Source organism: Nostoc sp. LPT, from assembly GCF_017115165.1.
Taxonomy (GTDB): Bacteria; Cyanobacteriota; Cyanobacteriia; order Cyanobacteriales; family Nostocaceae; genus Nostoc.
Map to the genome: position 1 here is coordinate 46,958 of NZ_JABXKF010000169.1, position 18,238 is coordinate 65,195.

An 18,238-nucleotide genomic window follows, 5' to 3' on the forward strand; every position below is an offset into this window, starting at 1 on the left:
TTGCTCAATTTTATCTGGCAATATTTCCACAAATTTTCTCAGATGAACTGAAATTTAACAAATAAGCTCCAGTATGCCATTCTAAAATTCAGGTCGCCATTAGCACTCAATTCTAAATTTAATTTTTAATTGCTAATGTCTTGATTTTCTGGTCTAGAAACCTCTGGATTTGTACAAAAACTTATATTTAACTACAACAATTTTAGAATTCTCATGCAAATACACAGCATAAACAAAAAAAAATCCCAAAAAATTTACTTTATATTTTTTATTTTGACGAAATGTTAACTTTGTTGTAAGGGTATGTCAACTTCATCGCCGAGTTGTAAAATTTTTCCGGCTGACGATTGGGGTAGTTGAGTATTAATACTCAATCTATAAAAGTGATTAAAAGGCGATGAAGCAACCCACTTTGGCAGAGTTGCTTGTCGCTGGGTTATAAAGATTTTTTGAAAGTTTGGGTAAGCTTCTCCTAAGTAAGAATCGCGTGTTGGTACTAGACAACGCTGACATGGGTTAACGCCAAAAAAGTGTACATTTCCCACTTGAAAAGAGACTAAATCACCTTGTTCACTAAATAGCCGATCTTCCCAAAATGCTGGTACACCACCAATCTCGATGTTGGCACGCATCCGACGGCGCATTTCATCTACACTTAAACCAGGAAACCAAGAAGCTACCTCTGCCAATGTCGCCGTACTAATTACCGTTGGGCCAAGTGAGTGTGTATCGTCAGGAAAACCCATCAAAGAGTTTTGTCTCAATGTGACAGCAAACTTAAAATAATCACTCAAAGTTGCTTCTAATGCTTGCCGTTCCTCATCCAGATGAAAAATTTGTTGTAAGTTGCGATCGGGGATTTGCAACGAGATAGTTCTATTTAAAAGTGCAAATTGCGCCCTTAGTAAATGGATTTTAGCATGACGCTTGCCATTGACAAATCTACCTTGTTCGTCAAAAATGGCAAACTCGCGGTCATACTGTAGTGCGCCACTGGCAAGAACTCTAGCGTTCTCAACTTCAACACCATCCAGTGATTTAACTGGATACAGTAAAATCTTAGCTAGGTAAGGCGTCATAGCAATATTGGATTTGAGATTTGGCGAAAAGTTGCAGTGTCGGCTTCTGGCGATAGCGCAACGTCTCGCTCTTAGCGTCTGGCTTTACCAATGCTAAGAGCAAACTAAACTTTTCAAGACGGATTTTGGATTTTAGATTGTTGATTTAATAGTCCCCAATCTAAAATCTAAAATTTTTTTGTTAATGAGCTATTTGAGCAATATTGTTTGTTAATTATGGATATACTGGCGATTTATCGATTCCGCCAACATGATTTAAAGGCCAGAAGCGAACTACAGCACGTCCAATAATATTCTGGCGCGGGACAACACCCCAGCAGCGGCTGTCATAACTACTGTTACGATTATCACCCAGTACTAAATATGAATCGGCTGGTATAGTCTGGGGTTTGGCCAAAAAAGGTGGCTGTGGCCCTGATTGGCAAACATCAATAACTGTGGTCTGCCCAGAACTGAGGTAATTGGTTTCTGGTAGAGGTTTGTTGTTGATATAGACTTTCCCATCTTTAAGTTGTATTTTTTCTCCAGGTAAGGCAATTATACGTTTAATAAAAGCATCTTGATATTGTTCTTTTTGTAGTTCTTTCGTCGGTGAAAATACTACTATATCTCCCCGCTGCGGGTCAGCAAATTTATACTTCAACTTATCGACAATAATTTTGTCTGCCTCCCACTGGTTTGGCGTACCATGCAGAGTCGGTTCCATTGAGCCAGAAGGAATCCAGCGTGCTTCAGCAACAAAGGTACGAATTCCCAGAGCTAAAACAATGCTCAATACAATTGTTCTACCTAGCTCTGCGATCCAAGAATTATCGGGTTGTTGACTAGAGTTGTTATCAGACACTTGATTATGCATGAAATTACTTAAATTAACGAAAGATGTAGGTAATTAACTCGCCTAGTGAGACTTTATCTGTTAATCTTAACGGGAAAATTTTAATTTCCTAGTTATGTTTGCATCTTGACTACCAATTTTAGATTGTGGATTGGGAAGGAGGCGGGAGGCAGTTCTTGCTGGGGGCAGGAGGTTTGAATTTAGATGAGGCTATGAGACGCTCTTGCGTTCAACCCTATCTAATTACAGTCCACAAAATCGGAGATTTTGTGGGGGGACTTAAACCCTTGCTGCCTCTCTTGTTAAAAATAAACTTTTTTTTAAGGCGTGGCAAAAATTGATTACTCCGATCGCGAATAAGTTTAACCTAAAAGCATGGTTCTCTGTAATACATACCTCCCTATCTAAACTTGGTTATCTCTATGTCATCGCCAAAAATGTTACTAATTCGCCGCGCTCGCATAATCTTACCCGATGGTGAACTGATGGTTGGGGATGTATTGACGCGCGATCGCCAAATAGTCGAAGTTGCGCCAGAAATCTCCCAAACAGCACTAGCCACTGAAGTTGACGCAGAAGGCTTAACTTTGTTGCCAGGAGTTATCGATCCGCAGGTGCATTTCCGGGAACCTGGACTAGAACACAAAGAAGATTTATTCACCGCCAGTTGTGCCTGTGCTAAAGGGGGAGTCACAACATTTTTAGAAATGCCCAATACGCGCCCCCTAACAACGACACAGCAGGCATTAGACGACAAACTAGAACGGGCCTCACACAAGTCCTTGGTTAATTATGGCTTTTTTATTGGGGCAACAGCAGAGAATTTACCAGATTTGCTTTTAGCAAAACCAACACCAGGAATTAAGATTTTCATGGGGTCAATGCATGGTCAGTTGTTGGTTGATGGCGAAACAGCATTGGAGGCGATATTTGCCAAAGGCGATCGTTTGATTGCCGTTCATGCCGAAGACCAAGCTAGAATCAACCAACGCCGCCAAGAATTTGCCAATATTCACGACCCAGCCGTTCACTCGCAAATTCAAGACGATCAAGCGGCTTTGCTTGCAACCCAACTAGCATTAAAACTTTCTCAAAAATATCAACGTCGGTTGCATATTCTCCATCTGTCAACAGCGTTAGAAGCAGATTTGCTGCGTCAGGAGAAACCGAGTTGGGTGACGGCGGAGGTGACACCACAGCATTTGTTATTAAATACTAGTGCATATAAACAGATTGGCACATTAGCACAGATGAATCCACCTTTGCGATCGCCCCACGATAACGAAGTTCTCTGGCAAGCTTTGCGCGATGGCGTGATTGATTTCATCGCTACAGATCATGCGCCGCACACCTTAGAAGAAAAAGCTCAAGAATATCCCAATACTCCTTCGGGAATGCCTGGTGTAGAAACTTCCCTAGCTTTGATGTTAACGGCGGCGATGCAGGGAAAGTGTACTGTGGCTCAAGTTGTGAACTGGATGTCTAAAGCTGTAGCTGTGGCTTATGGTATTCCGAATAAGGGAGCGATCGCACCTGGTTATGATGCCGATTTGGTGCTTGTAGATTTAAACACATACCGCCCAGTTCGGCGCGAGGAACTTTTAACCAAATGCCATTGGAGTCCTTTTGAAGGCTGGAACCTTACTGGCTGGGCTAAAACCACCATTGTCGGCGGTGAAATAGTTTATGACAAAGGCCAGGTAAATACGCAAGTGCGGGGTCAAGCTTTAACTTTTTTATAGCCAATATTTATTTAACCTTAGTGACATACTCCCACACTGTAACGGTACTCCGTTCAGTGTGGGCTTCTCAGACAATCCGGCTACTGCTTAGGAGGCTCTGAGCTTTAAGAACGGAATGCCCTACCGCTCTATTTCTTATATTTATCGCTGCATTATGGTCACGGTCAAGACTGCAACCACATTGGCATGAATGCCATCTTTCATGCAACTTCTTTGGTACTTTCATCCCACAACTAGAACAATCCTGTGACGTGTTTTTAGGATTTACAGCTATTACCAACAAGCCAGCATTTTCGGCTTTGCTTGATAGTATTGACAAAAAACTTGACCATGCCGCGTCATGCATACCCACCGCTAGTCGCGTCCTTGAAAGCCCTTTAACGTTCAAATCTTCATGAGCAACAACGTTGTACTTTGATAACAACTGTTTAGCTGTTTTGAAGTTAAAATCTTTGCGCTTGTCAGCAACTTTCGTATGTTGCTTACCCAATTGTTTTACAGCTTTACGTCTACGGTTACTACCTTTTTTACGACGTGAAACACGCTTTTGAATAACACGTAACCATTTTTGAGACTTGCGATAATGTTGAGGAATGGCAACAGGTTCACCGTCGGAAGTGGTTAAGAATTCTTTCAAGCCCATATCAATTCCTGTAATGGAATCAGGGTTGATGTCTGGCTTTACTGTTGGAACTGTCGGGTCTTCAAGACTCAGAGTTACATAGTATCCGTCAGCTTTTTTGGTAACTGATGCTGTTTTTACCTTGAATCCGTCTGGGATTGGACGATGCAAAATTAGTTTGATGTTTCCTAGTTTTGGGAGGCATATCACGCCTTTTTTAATGCAACCATCCTTAATTTGTGGATAAGTAAAAGTTCGGTAACGGTCACGAGACTTAAAGCGAGGTTTACCGCTTCTTTTACCATTGCTATCTCCACTTAAAAAACGGTCAAAAGTTACTTTAACTCGCTTGACCACATCCTGCAAAACTTGTGAGTGAATATCGCTGTAATGAAAATGCGTTTTTTTGAGTAATGGTAACGTTTTCTTTTGGCTGTAATAATCCGGGTTATCCCTTAACTCAGGTAAATGACAAACAAGAGGACAAGCGTTGACTGGGCAACGATTCTGCTCATACCAATTGAACCTATTAGCCAGCAAATAGTTATATTGCGCTGCTAGCATTGACAACCATCTATTTATATCATCTGCTTGTTGCTTTGTTGGGCGTAGCTTGAATTGGTACGCTGTCCTCATTTGTTGTCACCTCCTTAATACATATATAATAACATTAATGAGGGAACGTTGGTGGAACAAATGAAAAACAAAGAGTTAAAGATACGGATTAGTGAGCGTAGACTCAACAAAGTACGCTTATATGCTGTTCACGCTGACAAAACTATGACTCAAGTGATAGAAGAGCTTATTGACTCGTTGCCAACTCCAGAGAGAGGCAATTCATCCCAACACTGACTCTTCGAGTACAGTGTGGGGCTTCTGTCGGTTCAAGCTAAAACATTTAAATTGTATATTTACTCGTGAGGGTTGTCATTAGTCATTTGTATTTCAAAGGACAGATGACCATTGACTGCATGACAGTCTTAACAATTGCAATGTACAATCTAGACGCGCATCAGATTATCTAAAAGCTGATTCTAGGTTGGCTTTCACGTTCAGTTGACACCAATGCTACGTGTACCCTCTCTACAAAGAAGCAAGCTATACGTAGTGTCTCGTAGAGAAGACGATTCGTTAAAAAAAAACTTAAGTATTCTTCCAGTCGGATAAATCGGATAAGTCGGATAAGAGTAAACAAGCTAATGGAACCGTATTGTGATTCATCTCATGATGCTTGTCCACAGAAAAATAATCAAAGAGAATTGCTATGTCCTTCAAGATTTTGGCTTTAGACGGTGGCGGTATTCGTGGAATTGTTGCAGCACGAATACTTCAACAAGTAGAACAAGAAATTAGAACTCAGGGAAAAGGAGAGTTTTTACACGAATACTTTGACATGGTTGCTGGTACTTCTACTGGTTCAATATTAGCAGGAGGAATTGCTATAGGAAAAAAGAGTGATGAACTCATTAAACTGTATAAAAATAAAGGTAAAGATATATTCCCTCTGGAGATAAAAGAGCGCTACAAAAACTTTCCGTCCATCATCAAATCAATTATTGAGGTATTTTCTCCATCTAAATATTCTCATGATGGAATTACTAGCGTACTCAAAGATGCCTATAAATCCACAAGAATCAAGGATATCGAAAAACCCATTCTTTTGATTCTTGCTTACGATACGCTATATCGCAACACCACCTTTTTTACAAATTGTCATCCCGATTTAGGAGACAGATGGTACGATGACTGTTATTTATGGGAAATATGTACCGCTTCTGCCTCAGCGCCTACTTTTTTTCCACCATATAAATTACAACCTGTAGATAAACAAAAATTTGGTGACTGGGAATTCCCACACATTGATGGAGGAGTTTCTGCTAATAACCCTGCTCTTGCAGCTTTGAGTTTAGCGATGAGGATTAGTCAGTCTTCAGTATCTCCAGAAATCAAGCAACAATATAAACTAGATAATCTGCGATTGGAAGATATTTCTATCCTTTCTATTGGCACAGGTCAAACTGGTCAACCATATCAATATAAGCAAATAAGCAAATGGAGAGGCTTAGACTGGATCAAAAATCTTACTAACATCTTCATGGAACCTACATCTGAGATTGATAGTACGATTTGCCGACAAATTATGGGTGGATATGAGTCCAAACGTTACTTACGTCTTCAGTTTGACTTAAATGAGACATTTAAACCCAAACCAAAAGAGACTTATAAAGATCCTCGCATTGTCTTACCTCCAGAAGAGCGGAAAAATAAATTTACAGGGGAAAAAGTCACTGAAGAAATAGATAATACTAATTCCGAGATTCTTCAGCAGTTAATAGATACTACGTCTGCATTCATCGATCGCGGTCTTACGTACTACACCAGAGACGACTCCGGTTCTCCGATAATAAAAGCGATCACGTCTTTTATTAGAGATAACTAGCAATCTTCTGTGTCATTCTTTATAAGTGTCTACAATTGGGTGGGGTTTGAATACCCATCCAATTGATTTCTACACCCTGTTCAAGACTTTTTCTGGCTCGTTCCATCAGCTTAGATAATCAAGGAGCGATCGCAGGTCAAATTTAGCAATAACTGCCTTCTTTGATAAATTCTATAAATTGTATTTAATTTACTAATTAAAATTTGTGTTTCTGATAAAGTTTAGTAAAGTCAAGCTTTACCTCTTCTTTGTACTAGTACTATCATATCGTAATAATACCTAAGTTTTTTAATTATTAATTAACGAGGAGAAGATATAAAAAACCTTTTAGCAAAAAAATAGAATGTGTAATCCAATACATTTTTCTCAGCCCTGTTTTGTGTTGTTGCCGCAGTATTTCCCGAATGTTTTCCATGAGAACTGAGGCAGAGAAAATAATATGTTTTTAGACATTTTAGCTAGCCTGCAACGGTTATTTGTTGGTTATATTCCAGCCGCTGTATTGGGTGGTTTCATTGGATATTTAATCGGGATAAATAGCATGATTTATCAGCTATTTAGGCTGATGTTTCAGATACCTCATAGTATCCCTCCTATAGCTTTGCTACCTATTGCTCTAATCATGTTTCAAGAGAGTAATTCGGCTGCTATTGTAGTAGTTTTTGTGGGAACTCTCTGGACAATGATTATTAATACAGCAATAGGTATGCAGCATTTCAAGAGACAGAATAATAACTTTCGTGTAGCTATATTTCATATATTTCATGCCTTGAAAGTTAGCATTTGGGTAGCCTGGTTTATTGTTATTGCCACAGAAATGTTAACAGGCCCAAGAGGACTTGGCTTTACCCTCTGGGATGCTTATAAGGCTGGCAATGCTGATTACATAATCCAGGAAATCTTATACATCGGTATCATTGGTTTTTTGCTGGATCAGTTACTAGATTTCGCAGCCTATATTCTCTCGCAAATGGTTTCAGATGGGAAAAAATCTTCTTAAATTTTATCTAGTACAACACGGCGTAAATCAACCACCCCTGACGCTCCTGCGTCGCTAACGCTGCGCTAACGGGTGACGCTCTCTACGAGACGCTGCGCGTAGCTTGCAACTCTTAACAGAGTACGCAGGCTCGCTCATAGCATTGCCATGCCGTTGGCGTTCGCGTTAGCGTTTCTGAAAGAGAAGGCTTTACGCTGCGTTAACGGCAGTTCCTCATGGGGGGAACCCCCTTGGCGCTAGCCTCTCTCTTTGGGAGAAGACCGGACTACCTCATCATTCCAAATCAACGAAACGCTTACGCTGTATTCATTTTGAATTTTGAATTTTGAATTTTGAATTCCGCCTTGCGGTACTAGGCTTGCGGATTGCACCCTGCCAGCTAATAGTTTGCTTGGCAGAACGTATTCCCAAAGAACGAGTTGCTACAACTTCAATATCAACATTGACACCAGGGCGTAAAACTTCGTCAGGAATTTTGAGTTTGCCTAAAGCTAGAGTAAAACGGTTGTAGTCACGAGTCACAAGTTCGTTAGGAATATCCCCTTCATATTCAGTTTTGTAGCCAGAAAAACCGTGCAAGCTATCCTGGGCACGGAATTTCACGCGAAATTGAGTATTAATGGCATCAGACTTGGCTGCCAAATCGACTATTTTTAAGTTGAGATTTTGTCCGGCATCGGCAAACTCTGCTACAGCTAACCGGGTAACATCTTTTTTGGGAATGGCATGGTTAACGGTAAATGTTGTGAAGTTAGCCTCACTTTTGGTGTTACCTTCAACCCATAATTCCTCAGAAAAAGTAATTTCTACTTGTTTGTTATCAGTTAAATTTAGTGTTACAGCTTGATTGCCAAAGCTGGTGATAGGTTGTCTTTCTTGCCAAACTATTTGAAAAGCCTCTTCTAGACGCTGTTCAAACTCACGGTAATCATCAGCGATCGCAGAACCAGGAGCAAGTAGAGAAGCTGCTCCCACGCGTTGATTCCACTTATTCTTCGAGAGTTGGAACTGTTTGTTTATTAGTTGCGAAATTGGTAGCTGCACAGTTGGAGTATCACCTGCCAAAGGTTCCTTGCTATTAACAATACTCAAAGTTCCTAAGCGCCCTTGGCTACCATCGCTACCATCGCTACCATCTCGCCCATCGCTACCATCGCTACATCTATAAACCTTTTCAGTACACTTATAATCAGGGCTACCAGGAGTTCCCTTACAGGTTTTTACTTCCCATCTCCGTCTGTGACAGTTACAACCCTCCGTACCATTGCCACCTCTACCGCCGCGCCCACCTTCCCCACTAGTTGCTCGGACAGAAATATTCCGTAAATCTGCCAAATTGCTGTAATACACTGTGAGAGAACCACCATTTCCCCCATCTCCTCCTTTACCACCATTACCGCCACTACCACCATCTGGTGCATTTATATTGTGGCTGACGTTATCAGGTTGGGAACCACAGTCAGGTTGATAACCATATTCGCCGTCTTCCCCGTCTTCACCATCTTTACCGGACAAGTCAAGATTAACGCGTGAACCATTGACAAAAATATTTTGGTTTTCACCACTGCTACCATCTCTACCCTCACGTCCATCGGTTCCTGCGTGTCCATCTCTGCCATAATTTCTGGCTACTTTATAGTATTCGTCAGAGGCAACGGCTGGACATAAAACTGAACCAGAGACAGGCAAAAAACTAGTAAATAAGCAGAATGTCAGCAGTAGTGGCAGCTTACTCCTAAAACCATTGTGCATCTAGTTACACCTAAAACTTTAGTTGAATTATCTACTCCTGACGCTGACTTTCAACAATTTGCTCCCTCTTGGCCAGTGATATTGTGTCCGGTTAAAGACTTATCATTAAGACTGAAAAAAAAATATTTTTAGGTTGGATTGAACAACAGTGAAACCCAACAAAATTAAGGATTATTGGTGTTGAGTTTCGTTTCTCAACCCAACCTCCGCCTAGATTTATAAAAACTAATTACAACAAAGGTTTCTAATTTTTATCTCGTGAGAGTCATAAAACAGCGCTAAAGCGAGGTAGTGAATGTCGAAGTGTGACACACTTATGAAAAAGGATTAGCTTCTGTTACCACTTCCGGCAGTGGAATAAACTCTGTTTCATCTGGCACGCTAGCAAAGCGAGAGTCGCGCCAATCAACTTTAGCCTGCTCTATTCGCTCTGATCGGCTAGAGACAAAATTCCACCATTTGTAGCGTGTACCTAACGGTTCACCGCCAATAACAATACATTGAGCAGCAACTGTAGCAGAAACCTCAATCTGATCACCTGGCTCTAGAATAGCAAGACGATATTGCTCCATCGGTTGATCATTAATCCTCAATCCCTCTGTGACACTGTATACTGCCCTTTGTGAATAATCTGTAGGGATAGTGAAGTGGGCATTGGCAGACAACACTGCATCTAAATAAAGGATAGGTGAGAGAACTTTCACAGGTGAGGTATAGCCAAATGCTTGTCCAGCAAGAAGTTTGATGATAACGCCATTCTCTTCCCAGGTGGGAAGGGTTTCAGCAGGATAGTGACTGAATCTTGGCTCGGTTTCTTCATGTTCGACAGGCAAGGCGACCCAGGTTTGAATACCATGAATAGTAGTTTCTTGCTGACGGTCAGAGTCAGGTGAGCGTTCTGAATGTACAATCCCCTTTCCTGCTATCATCCAGTTCACTGCACCTGGTTGGATTTCCTGCACAGTACCCAAACTATCGCGATGTATCAAAGCACCGTCAAATAAATAAGTTACAGTTGCCAGATTAATATGAGGATGTGGTCGGACATCGATGCCTTGATTGGGGGGCATAATGGACGGGCCAAGATGATCGAAAAAGATAAACGGCCCAACCATTTGGCGATTAGGATATGGCAAACTGCGGCGGGCAAAAAACCTACCCAGACTTTTAACTTCGGGTTCAATCAGTTGAAGGATTGCCATAAATCATCGCAGGTGATTAGTAAATGCTGTAATCATTATAAGTATATTTACTTGCAAATAAGCTAATCTTGATAAGTTATCTGTTTGTTTTGGAGAGTTGATACCAATGCGATCGCCTGTTCTTCGATAGTTTTTTACTATTAGAAGTATTGTTTGCCAACCAGAGAGTCTTTTGACAAGTGCAATCGCTCACGTTTAACTTTATTAAACTTCTGATCGGATTTCAGTTTCCTACTGTTGAGGAAATTAATTGTAACCAATTAGCTCAATTACTATTAGATTCTGCAAAGCCCTGTCCATTAGTGCTAGATGCACGAAGTCAGACTGAGTATGCAGTCAGTCATATTGAAACAGCTGTATGCATAGATCCTCTCACAGATGACTTAGCAACAGTTTCCCAAGATAGACCAATTGTTGTGTACTGTGCTGTTGGCTACCGAAGCGCAAAATTAGCCCAAAAACTGGATGAAGCCGGGATGAAGTGCATTTATCACTTGAGTGGTGGGATTTTTCAGTGGGCAAACGAAGGCAGGCCCATTTTCCAAAATGGTCATCCGACAAAGGTTGTACATCCTTACAATGCAATATGGGGAAAACTGCTAAAAGCTACTTACCATGCTCAGGAGTGTTGACCTTTGGACTAAGAGCTTGTCAACATTAAGCAAGTAGAATAAAAGCAACGATAAAACTACTTAAGCTGCATGTCTCAAGTTTCGATTGTCATTCCTACTTTAAACGAAGCAGTTAGCTTAGGGCGTACATTGCGCCAATTGACTTTACTTAATCCGCCTGCTTTTGAAGTGATAGTAGTAGATGGTGGCAGCGATGATGAGACACTGGCAGTTGCAAAGCAATGCTTTGAGTCATTCAATCAGTTGCTATGCGTACAAGTTCTCTCATCTGAACAGCGTGGGCGTTCTATTCAGATGAATTATGGGGCATCGGCTGCAACTGGAGATATTCTTTGCTTTCTTCATGCAGATACTTGGGTGCCGGATGACCTAATCACTGTAATCGAGCAAACCCTGGTAGAGCCAACCATTGCCTGTGGAGGGTTCATTTCTCTGATGAGTGGATCTCAAACAACTCGCTGGGGCATCTCTCTACATAATTATTTAAAAACCTACTACGCACCACTGCTATTTAAGCCTCACCTATTTTTTCGAGGATTGCGCCTGTTGTTTGGAGATCAGGTAATGTTTTGTCGTCGCACTGACTTTTGGGATTGCGATGGATTTGATGAGGCATTGCCGATTATGGAAGATGGAGATTTATGCCTGAGATTGGTTAAAAAAGGACGTATTTATCTGGTGAACCGCATTGTTCACTCTTCAGATCGCCGTGTAGCAAAATGGGGTAGCTGCAAAGCAAACGCAATCTACCTTTATATCGGTTTTTTGTGGGGGATTGGCGTTGATGCAAATTATCTCAAACAATTTTATCAAGATATTCGCTGATTCAGGCTCCAGTCATAGTGGAGATAGGAAATTGGCGTTGAGGCATTCAAAGGCATGTCTGTTTCTAGGTAGGAGCGGATATATTCTGGAATAGAGGATTTGACTTTAAGAAAATCTTGACGATACCATTTAAAGATTTTGCTACAGTAGAGCGTTTTACTATCTGAGTCATAACGGACTTTTTCAGGATTGTTAATGAAGCGACGGGTATCTTCATCTAACTGCTGAGTAACTTGTTCAGGAAAATAAGCTCCAGCACGCAGTAACGGGCAACCAACCGAAGCGCAGGCAATTGCAAAATGAATTCGTGGCTCCTGTAATTTATTCCGCAGAATTTGGTTTTCTATTTGGGCTAAACTGTAATGCTGGTCAAATATATAATAAGCACGACGTTGGAAGAACCACAAAAAAGCCAGCCAGTTGGGAATGCCTAAGATTCGCGGACGAATTGACTCAAGCGGATATCTCGACAAAATTGCCGAAATGGTGAACGCATTGTATAGGTTAATCCACAATGCCAATTGCTCAAAAGTGTTGCTATTAGATGTAAAAGCCAGATTTTTTTGACTCGACAACCAATCTGCGATCGCTTGAGGTTGCTCAGTTTTCCAAGCAATATAGTTTACACGACCTTGGCGATCGACATATTGACGCAACAACCTGTCCCAAGGTTCAAAATCAATCATTATTGCTGTGTTTATATGTTGTTCGTTGTTTTTACTTATACCTGTACCAATTGAATCCTAAAAATAGAATGAAATAGCCCTGATTTAGAGCTAAGAGAATTCTTTGGTTTTGCGATCGTGACGTAGAGTTGAATTTGTACAAGTATTTATTTAACGAATTATAACAATATTATCTTTGCCAACTTGAAATCAGCGATACACTGAGGAAAATTCCTTGAGGAAGCGTTGATGGCACGGTCAAATGGGGTTACAAGTGAAACGTCTGTAGAGGAATTGCCTACAGTTTCAGACAAAAATACGATCGCAATTGAAAATCCGCCTGAGCCAGTGGAGGATGCCCAGGATATTGATGACATATTGAACTCACTAAAAACCTTACTGAGTTCTCTAGAAAAGCTCCAAAAAGTCCGGCAGGAAGTGGGCGATATCAAACCGTTGATTGGGCGGATGCTTGATGGAGAACTAGTTGCTGGTGAAGAACTTGAGCAACTCAAGACAGGTGTGAGCAGTCTTTCTCGCCTTGTTCGTGCTTATAATGACCATCAAGTAGCGTTGGCTAAAGCACAACCTGCTAGAAACTTACTAGATCAAGTACTCAAAGAGCGTAAAGCTAATTGAGTTGAGACTGGGGATTAGGGAAGAAATTCTTTGGATATTTGGTTGGAGTCCCAATCTCCAATTTAACAAGCGATCGCACTTTTTTAAGAAAATGCGATCGCTATTCCATCACTTCAAATCAAAGCTTCTTAGCGTTGACAATCAAAAATCACCACAAAACAAGCATCAAGTATCAGCTAACTTAACACAAACAAATGATTGTCTGCATCAGATAGACTGCCGAATCGTGCGACAATCACCCGTTACATATTGGCAAGTTAACGCACTATAACCCAATGCACAGAAGAAGAACTAGTGCAAGCAGTCAAAGGCTCTATGCTAATTCAAGAAACAAAACCTTGATCTCAATTTTTAATGAATTTCTACCCTAGAATATTAATAAATAATAAATATTCAAATGAATCAACAATTAGAGTTGCGATTTCATAAATTTTCTTCTAGCATTTCTAAATCTTTTGACAGTTCGTCTACATTCATCGATAACATGAAATTGCCAGTTCATCGATGGTTTAGATTTAGTGCAGGTTTCTCTGCGCAATGGGTCGAAACTATAATTACTCAATTCCAAGAACGAGGAGAAATTACTGTCTTAGATCCATTCGCTGGTTCTGGTACAACCTTACTTGCATCTGAAAAACTTGGAGTTGAATGTTTTGGAATTGAGGCTCATCCTTTTGTTGCGCGTATAGCAAGAGCTAAACTTTTATATCAAACTGACTCTGATGCCTATCTTGAACATATAAAAAAGGTTATAAAATATGCTGAAGATTTGCAACCATGTGTAGATACATACCCAAAACTGATTCATGAATGCTTTAGTATATCTTCACTTGAATCTCTAGATAGATTGCGTCAAGCTTGGGAAAAACTTGCTGATGATTCATCTCAATCTCAGTTAGTTTGGTTAACACTTGTATCAATTCTTCGCCATGTTTCTCATGCCGGGACTGCACCTTGGCAGTACATTTTACCAAATAAAAAGAAACAATCTTTCTTAGAGCCAATATCTGCTTTTGAGCTAATGGCAGAGAATATGGCTACAGATATGAGAATTGCAGTAAAAACAGCAGCTTCTAGTTCGACACTCATTCAATCTGATGCTCGGACTTGCCAGGGTATACCTGATAATTTTACCAACTTGGTAATCACCTCACCGCCATACGCTAACAACTATGATTATGCCGATGCTACACGTCTCGAAATGTGTTTCATGAAAGAAATTTCCGGTTGGACTGATTTGCAAACTGCGGTGAGGCAATACTTAATTCGTTCATGTTCACAGCACGTTACAAATAAGAATGTAAACATCGACGAAGTTCTAGGATCTCATGAATTATATCCAATCAAAGCTAGTATTATTGAAATCTGCCATCAATTGTCCCAAGAGCGACATTTGCATGGAGGTAAAAAAAATTATCATTTGATGATTGCCTGCTATTTTCTTGACATGGCTAGAGTTTGGACAGCACTTCGTAGAGTATGTAAAAGTCCTGCAATAGTTTGCTTTATGATTGGTGATTCTGCTCCCTATGGAATTTATATTCCGGTAATAGAATGGATGGGTTTATTAGCACAAGCAGCAGGATTTGAATCTTTTAAGTTTGAAAAAATTCGCGATCGTAATGTCAAATGGAAAAATCGCAAGCACACAGTTCCTCTTTGTGAAGGTTGTTTGTGGGTTTATGGATAGGCTAATCACAACAAAAATTATTTTGTACAACTGTAATGGCAGAGTCATTGTCACATAAATGGGGTCAGATTTTAGGGAATCTCATCCAAGAATTTATTTGTGAAACACTTCAGCAACTGGCCGATGAGCATGGTTTTTACTTAGACTATCAGAAGAAGCGCAAGGCGCGAATTAGTAAAAAGGTATCATGGCAGGATCGATATGGTAATTCTCATGACCTTGACTATGTACTGGAGCGGGGAGGTACAGAAGAAACTCTTGGTCTTCCAGTGGCATTTATTGAGACTGCATGGCGGCGTTACACCAAACATTCTAGAAATAAAGTTCAAGAAATTGAAGGAGCGCTTATTCCTCTAGCAAACACCTATAGTCAACTTAATCCATTTTTAGGTGCTATTCTCGCAGGTGTATTTACTCAAGGAGCGCTTGACCAATTAGAATCTAAGGGCTTTAAAATTCTGTATCTTAAATATGAAAATATCGTAAAATCATTTACATCAGTTGGGATAAATGCATCTTTCAATGAAAGTACATTAGAATCAGAGTTTCAAAATAAAATTGAACAATGGAAAAATTTATCAACGCCAGATATTAATAATATAAAAAATCAAATACTCAGTCTAGAGAAATATCAAATAGATAAATTTATGAATATTTTAGAACAATCGTTTGCTAGACTAGTCCAGCAGGTAAATATCATTGTCCTACACGGTTATCTCAGCAAGCGGAAACTATTAATAATGCTATTGAGTATATCCAGAATTATTCAGATAATCAACCTAAGTTTGCCCCAGCAATAAAGTACGAGATTGACATTCGTTATAATAACGGCGATATAATTCACGCGATGTTTAAAAATAAAACTGAAGCACTGAAATTTTTGAGAACATTTGTTTAAAGGCTAATTAAATAATTTGTAATTAAGTAATGATTAACATTGCACCCGCCATTGTAATACTGGGTCAAAATAGCGTGACAGTAGCACGTAAAATAATCAGCGTCTTGCCAGGAGCAACGCTATACGGTCTAGAGGGTCGCACATCGGGAGTTGATGTCAGCTTCACAAATTTTGGCGAGACGTTACGCGAGTTATTTGTGCAGGGAAGACCGCTGATTGGCATTTGTGCCGCCGGCATTTTAATTAGGACGCTAGCTCCGGTAATCTCGGATAAACGACAGGAACCACCAGTGCTAGCTGTGGCTGAAGATGGTAGTGCTGTTGTCCCTCTCTTGGGCGGACTTGCTGGAGTCAACGATTTAGCACGTCGCATTGCTGAAACGTTGGATGTCAAACCTGCAATTACGACCACAGGCGATTTACGTTTAGGCACAACGCTGTTATCTCCTCCCCCTGGATACCATTTAGCAAACCCAGACGATGCGAAGAAATTTATCTCAGATGTGTTAGCTGGGGCACAAGTTAAGCTTGAAGGAATAGCGCCTTGGTTGAGCGATAGTAAACTGCTTATAGATCCAAAGGGAGATTTGACCATTCAAGTTACGGAACGTTTGGTAACTCCTACAGCCAACTGTCTTGTTTATCACCCAGCAACGATCGCGATCGCAATTAGTGGCATCATTGATAATGCAGTAGCTGTTGTACTAAAGCTACTAGCTGATGCCAAACTAGAAAAAGCATCAGTCGCCGGGATATTTGCACCCATCACCGCCGCAGCCGATCCCGCAATCCACGCCCTAGCTAGCGCCTTGAAAGTGCCTACCCGCTTTTTTACCTTAAATCAGCTAGAAAGTCTACTTTCACAAGGTTATAGCCCCGCCCAAGCAGCAGCGATCGCCGCCACAGGCACATCCCCCATTATTCCTTCATCTCCCCACATTGCGATCGCTATTGCCCCGCAAGTAATTGACCCCAACACCATCGGTCAGCCACGGGGACGGTTAGCAATTATTGGCACGGGCCCTGGTGGTTCGCTGTGGATGTCTCCCGAAGTGAAGGAGATACTCAAATCCGCAACTGACCTAGTGGGTTATAAAACGTATTTAGATTTAGTTGGTTCTCTGGCTGATGGCAAGCAACGGCATGAATCTGACAACCGCGAAGAAGAAGCACGAGCAAAGATGGCCCTTGATTTAGCTGCATCTGGGCGATATGTAGCTGTAGTTTCATCTGGCGACCCAGGTATCTATGCAATGGCAACAGCAGTTTTTGAGGTATGTGATCGCTATGCTAAACCCGAATGGGACAGTCTCGACATTCATGTGGCTCCAGGTATCTCTGCAATGCAGGCAGCAGCAGCGGCCATTGGTGCGCCCCTTGGACATGACTTCTGTGCTATTTCCCTATCTAACATCTTGAAACCTTGGTCTGCGATCGCCCAACGAATTGCTGCTGCTGCTGAGGCTGATTTTGTCATCGCTTTCTACAATCCTGTTTCCAAAGAGCGTACCTGGCAACTGGCAAAAGCGAGAAATATTTTGCTGCGACATCGAACACCGGATACACCAGTAGTGTTGGCCCGGAATCTTGGTCGGCCAGGACAAACGGTGAAAGCGATCGCACTTGACCAGTTAACACCAGCAAGTGCTGATATGCGGACAATTATTCTCGTTGGTTCCACAAAAACCCGAACCATCAAGCGCCCTGATGGTAATATCTGGGTTTATACGCCGCGTCGCTATATCCAATAGTAGGCATGATGGGCACTGTCACTAATAGGGTATAGGGGGTAGGGGGTAGGGTGTAGGGTATAGGGAGGACGGCATTGGTCAAGGCTTGTGAAGAAAGTACCAATGCAATCGCCGGTGAATTGACGGGGCAAGTGAAATTGATGGTTGTTGGGGCTCTCTAGAACCTGCAACCCCACACCCCACACCCCACACCCTACACCCTGCCCCAACGGGACTTGGTCAGCGAAGAGAGCAAGGGAGGCATGATAAGCACTTTTTTAAATCCACTTTTCTAAGCGATCGCATAATAAAACTCCAGGATTATAACTTCATTTCTGGGGATAAAGTAATTCTGTCTATTAAGATAGTTGAAATAGAAAATCCCAGTAGAAATCTGTAGACTAATACTAATTCTCTAAAAGCTGGCTACAGATGAGATAATAAGATTTAATGAGAAGAGGGATATCCAATGTCAGGGGTCTATCAA

The 18,238-nt window shown here is 41.1% G+C and carries 16 protein-coding genes; 10 read left to right on the plus strand and 6 right to left on the minus strand.

Annotated features, from left to right (window positions below):
• Positions 1–284: 284 nt before the first annotated feature.
• Both HWQ58_RS32690 and lepB read right to left on the minus strand, forming a co-directional pair.
• On the minus strand, positions 285–1,079 hold the full coding sequence (locus HWQ58_RS32690) for an MOSC N-terminal beta barrel domain-containing protein (protein ID WP_292872140.1): 795 nt from the start codon (positions 1,077–1,079) through the stop codon (positions 285–287).
• Positions 1,080–1,293: 214 nt separating this feature from the next.
• Positions 1,294–1,935, minus strand: a complete 642-nt coding sequence (gene lepB, locus HWQ58_RS32695; protein ID WP_292872142.1) for a signal peptidase I — start codon at positions 1,933–1,935, stop codon at positions 1,294–1,296.
• A 401-nt stretch (positions 1,936–2,336) separates the two neighbouring features.
• Here lepB and HWQ58_RS32700 point away from each other — a divergent pair, with 401 nt between their 5' ends.
• Positions 2,337–3,656 (plus strand): dihydroorotase, encoded by a 1,320-nt coding sequence (locus HWQ58_RS32700; protein ID WP_292872144.1) that lies wholly within the window; start codon positions 2,337–2,339, stop codon positions 3,654–3,656.
• A gap of 67 nt (positions 3,657–3,723) precedes the next feature.
• Here the strand turns inward: HWQ58_RS32700 and HWQ58_RS32705 are convergent, their stop codons facing one another.
• The gene (locus HWQ58_RS32705; protein WP_292872146.1) at positions 3,724–4,914 is read right to left on the minus strand and encodes a transposase; all 1,191 of its coding nucleotides are present in this window, start codon (positions 4,912–4,914) and stop codon (positions 3,724–3,726) included.
• A gap of 628 nt (positions 4,915–5,542) precedes the next feature.
• On the opposite strand from HWQ58_RS32705, the gene HWQ58_RS32710 reads away from it, so the two are divergent.
• On the plus strand, positions 5,543–6,718 hold the full coding sequence (locus HWQ58_RS32710) for a patatin-like phospholipase family protein (RefSeq protein WP_292872148.1): 1,176 nt from the start codon (positions 5,543–5,545) through the stop codon (positions 6,716–6,718).
• Between the two features lie 439 nt (positions 6,719–7,157).
• Positions 7,158–7,718, plus strand: a complete 561-nt coding sequence (locus tag HWQ58_RS32715; protein ID WP_292872150.1) for a nitrate transporter — start codon at positions 7,158–7,160, stop codon at positions 7,716–7,718.
• Positions 7,719–8,024: 306 nt separating this feature from the next.
• On the opposite strand, the gene HWQ58_RS32720 is transcribed toward HWQ58_RS32715, so the two are convergent.
• Positions 8,025–9,470 (minus strand): collagen-like protein, encoded by a 1,446-nt coding sequence (locus HWQ58_RS32720; RefSeq protein ID WP_292872152.1) that lies wholly within the window; start codon positions 9,468–9,470, stop codon positions 8,025–8,027.
• Between the two features lie 314 nt (positions 9,471–9,784).
• Positions 9,785–10,672 carry a pirin family protein gene (locus tag HWQ58_RS32725; protein WP_292872154.1) on the minus strand — a complete coding sequence of 296 codons (888 nt, stop codon included), beginning with the start codon at positions 10,670–10,672 and terminating at the stop codon, positions 9,785–9,787.
• Between the two features lie 179 nt (positions 10,673–10,851).
• Here HWQ58_RS32725 and HWQ58_RS32730 point away from each other — a divergent pair, with 179 nt between their 5' ends.
• Together HWQ58_RS32730 and HWQ58_RS32735 are read left to right on the plus strand one after the other, a co-directional pair.
• Complete coding sequence (locus HWQ58_RS32730) at positions 10,852–11,304, plus strand: rhodanese-like domain-containing protein (protein ID WP_292872156.1); 453 nt, start codon at positions 10,852–10,854, stop codon at positions 11,302–11,304.
• A 69-nt stretch (positions 11,305–11,373) separates the two neighbouring features.
• A complete protein-coding gene (locus tag HWQ58_RS32735; protein ID WP_292872158.1) occupies positions 11,374–12,129 on the plus strand; it encodes a TIGR04283 family arsenosugar biosynthesis glycosyltransferase in 756 nt (251 codons plus the stop codon).
• Here HWQ58_RS32735 and HWQ58_RS32740 read toward each other — a convergent pair.
• A complete protein-coding gene (locus HWQ58_RS32740; RefSeq protein WP_292872159.1) occupies positions 12,114–12,815 on the minus strand; it encodes a DUF547 domain-containing protein in 702 nt (233 codons plus the stop codon). The two genes, HWQ58_RS32735 and HWQ58_RS32740, sit on opposite strands and share 16 nt — an antisense overlap.
• A 228-nt stretch (positions 12,816–13,043) precedes the next feature.
• Between HWQ58_RS32740 and HWQ58_RS32745 the strand changes: the two genes are divergently transcribed.
• The 5 genes from HWQ58_RS32745 to cobJ all read left to right on the plus strand — a co-directional run bounded on the left by HWQ58_RS32745 (position 13,044) and on the right by cobJ (position 17,772).
• Positions 13,044–13,433 carry a hypothetical protein gene (locus HWQ58_RS32745; RefSeq protein ID WP_292872160.1) on the plus strand — a complete coding sequence of 130 codons (390 nt, stop codon included), beginning with the start codon at positions 13,044–13,046 and terminating at the stop codon, positions 13,431–13,433.
• A 1-nt stretch (position 13,434) separates the two neighbouring features.
• Positions 13,435–13,704, plus strand: coding sequence for a hypothetical protein (locus HWQ58_RS32750; protein ID WP_292872162.1), 270 nt, complete (start codon positions 13,435–13,437; stop codon positions 13,702–13,704).
• A gap of 126 nt (positions 13,705–13,830) precedes the next feature.
• On the plus strand, positions 13,831–15,123 hold the full coding sequence (locus HWQ58_RS32755) for a DNA methyltransferase (RefSeq protein ID WP_292872164.1): 1,293 nt from the start codon (positions 13,831–13,833) through the stop codon (positions 15,121–15,123).
• A gap of 35 nt (positions 15,124–15,158) precedes the next feature.
• A complete protein-coding gene (locus HWQ58_RS32760; protein ID WP_292872166.1) occupies positions 15,159–15,923 on the plus strand; it encodes a hypothetical protein in 765 nt (254 codons plus the stop codon).
• Positions 15,924–16,050: 127 nt separating this feature from the next.
• Positions 16,051–17,772, plus strand: coding sequence for a precorrin-3B C(17)-methyltransferase (cobJ, locus tag HWQ58_RS32765; protein ID WP_292872168.1), 1,722 nt, complete (start codon positions 16,051–16,053; stop codon positions 17,770–17,772).
• Positions 17,773–18,238 lie beyond the last annotated feature (466 nt).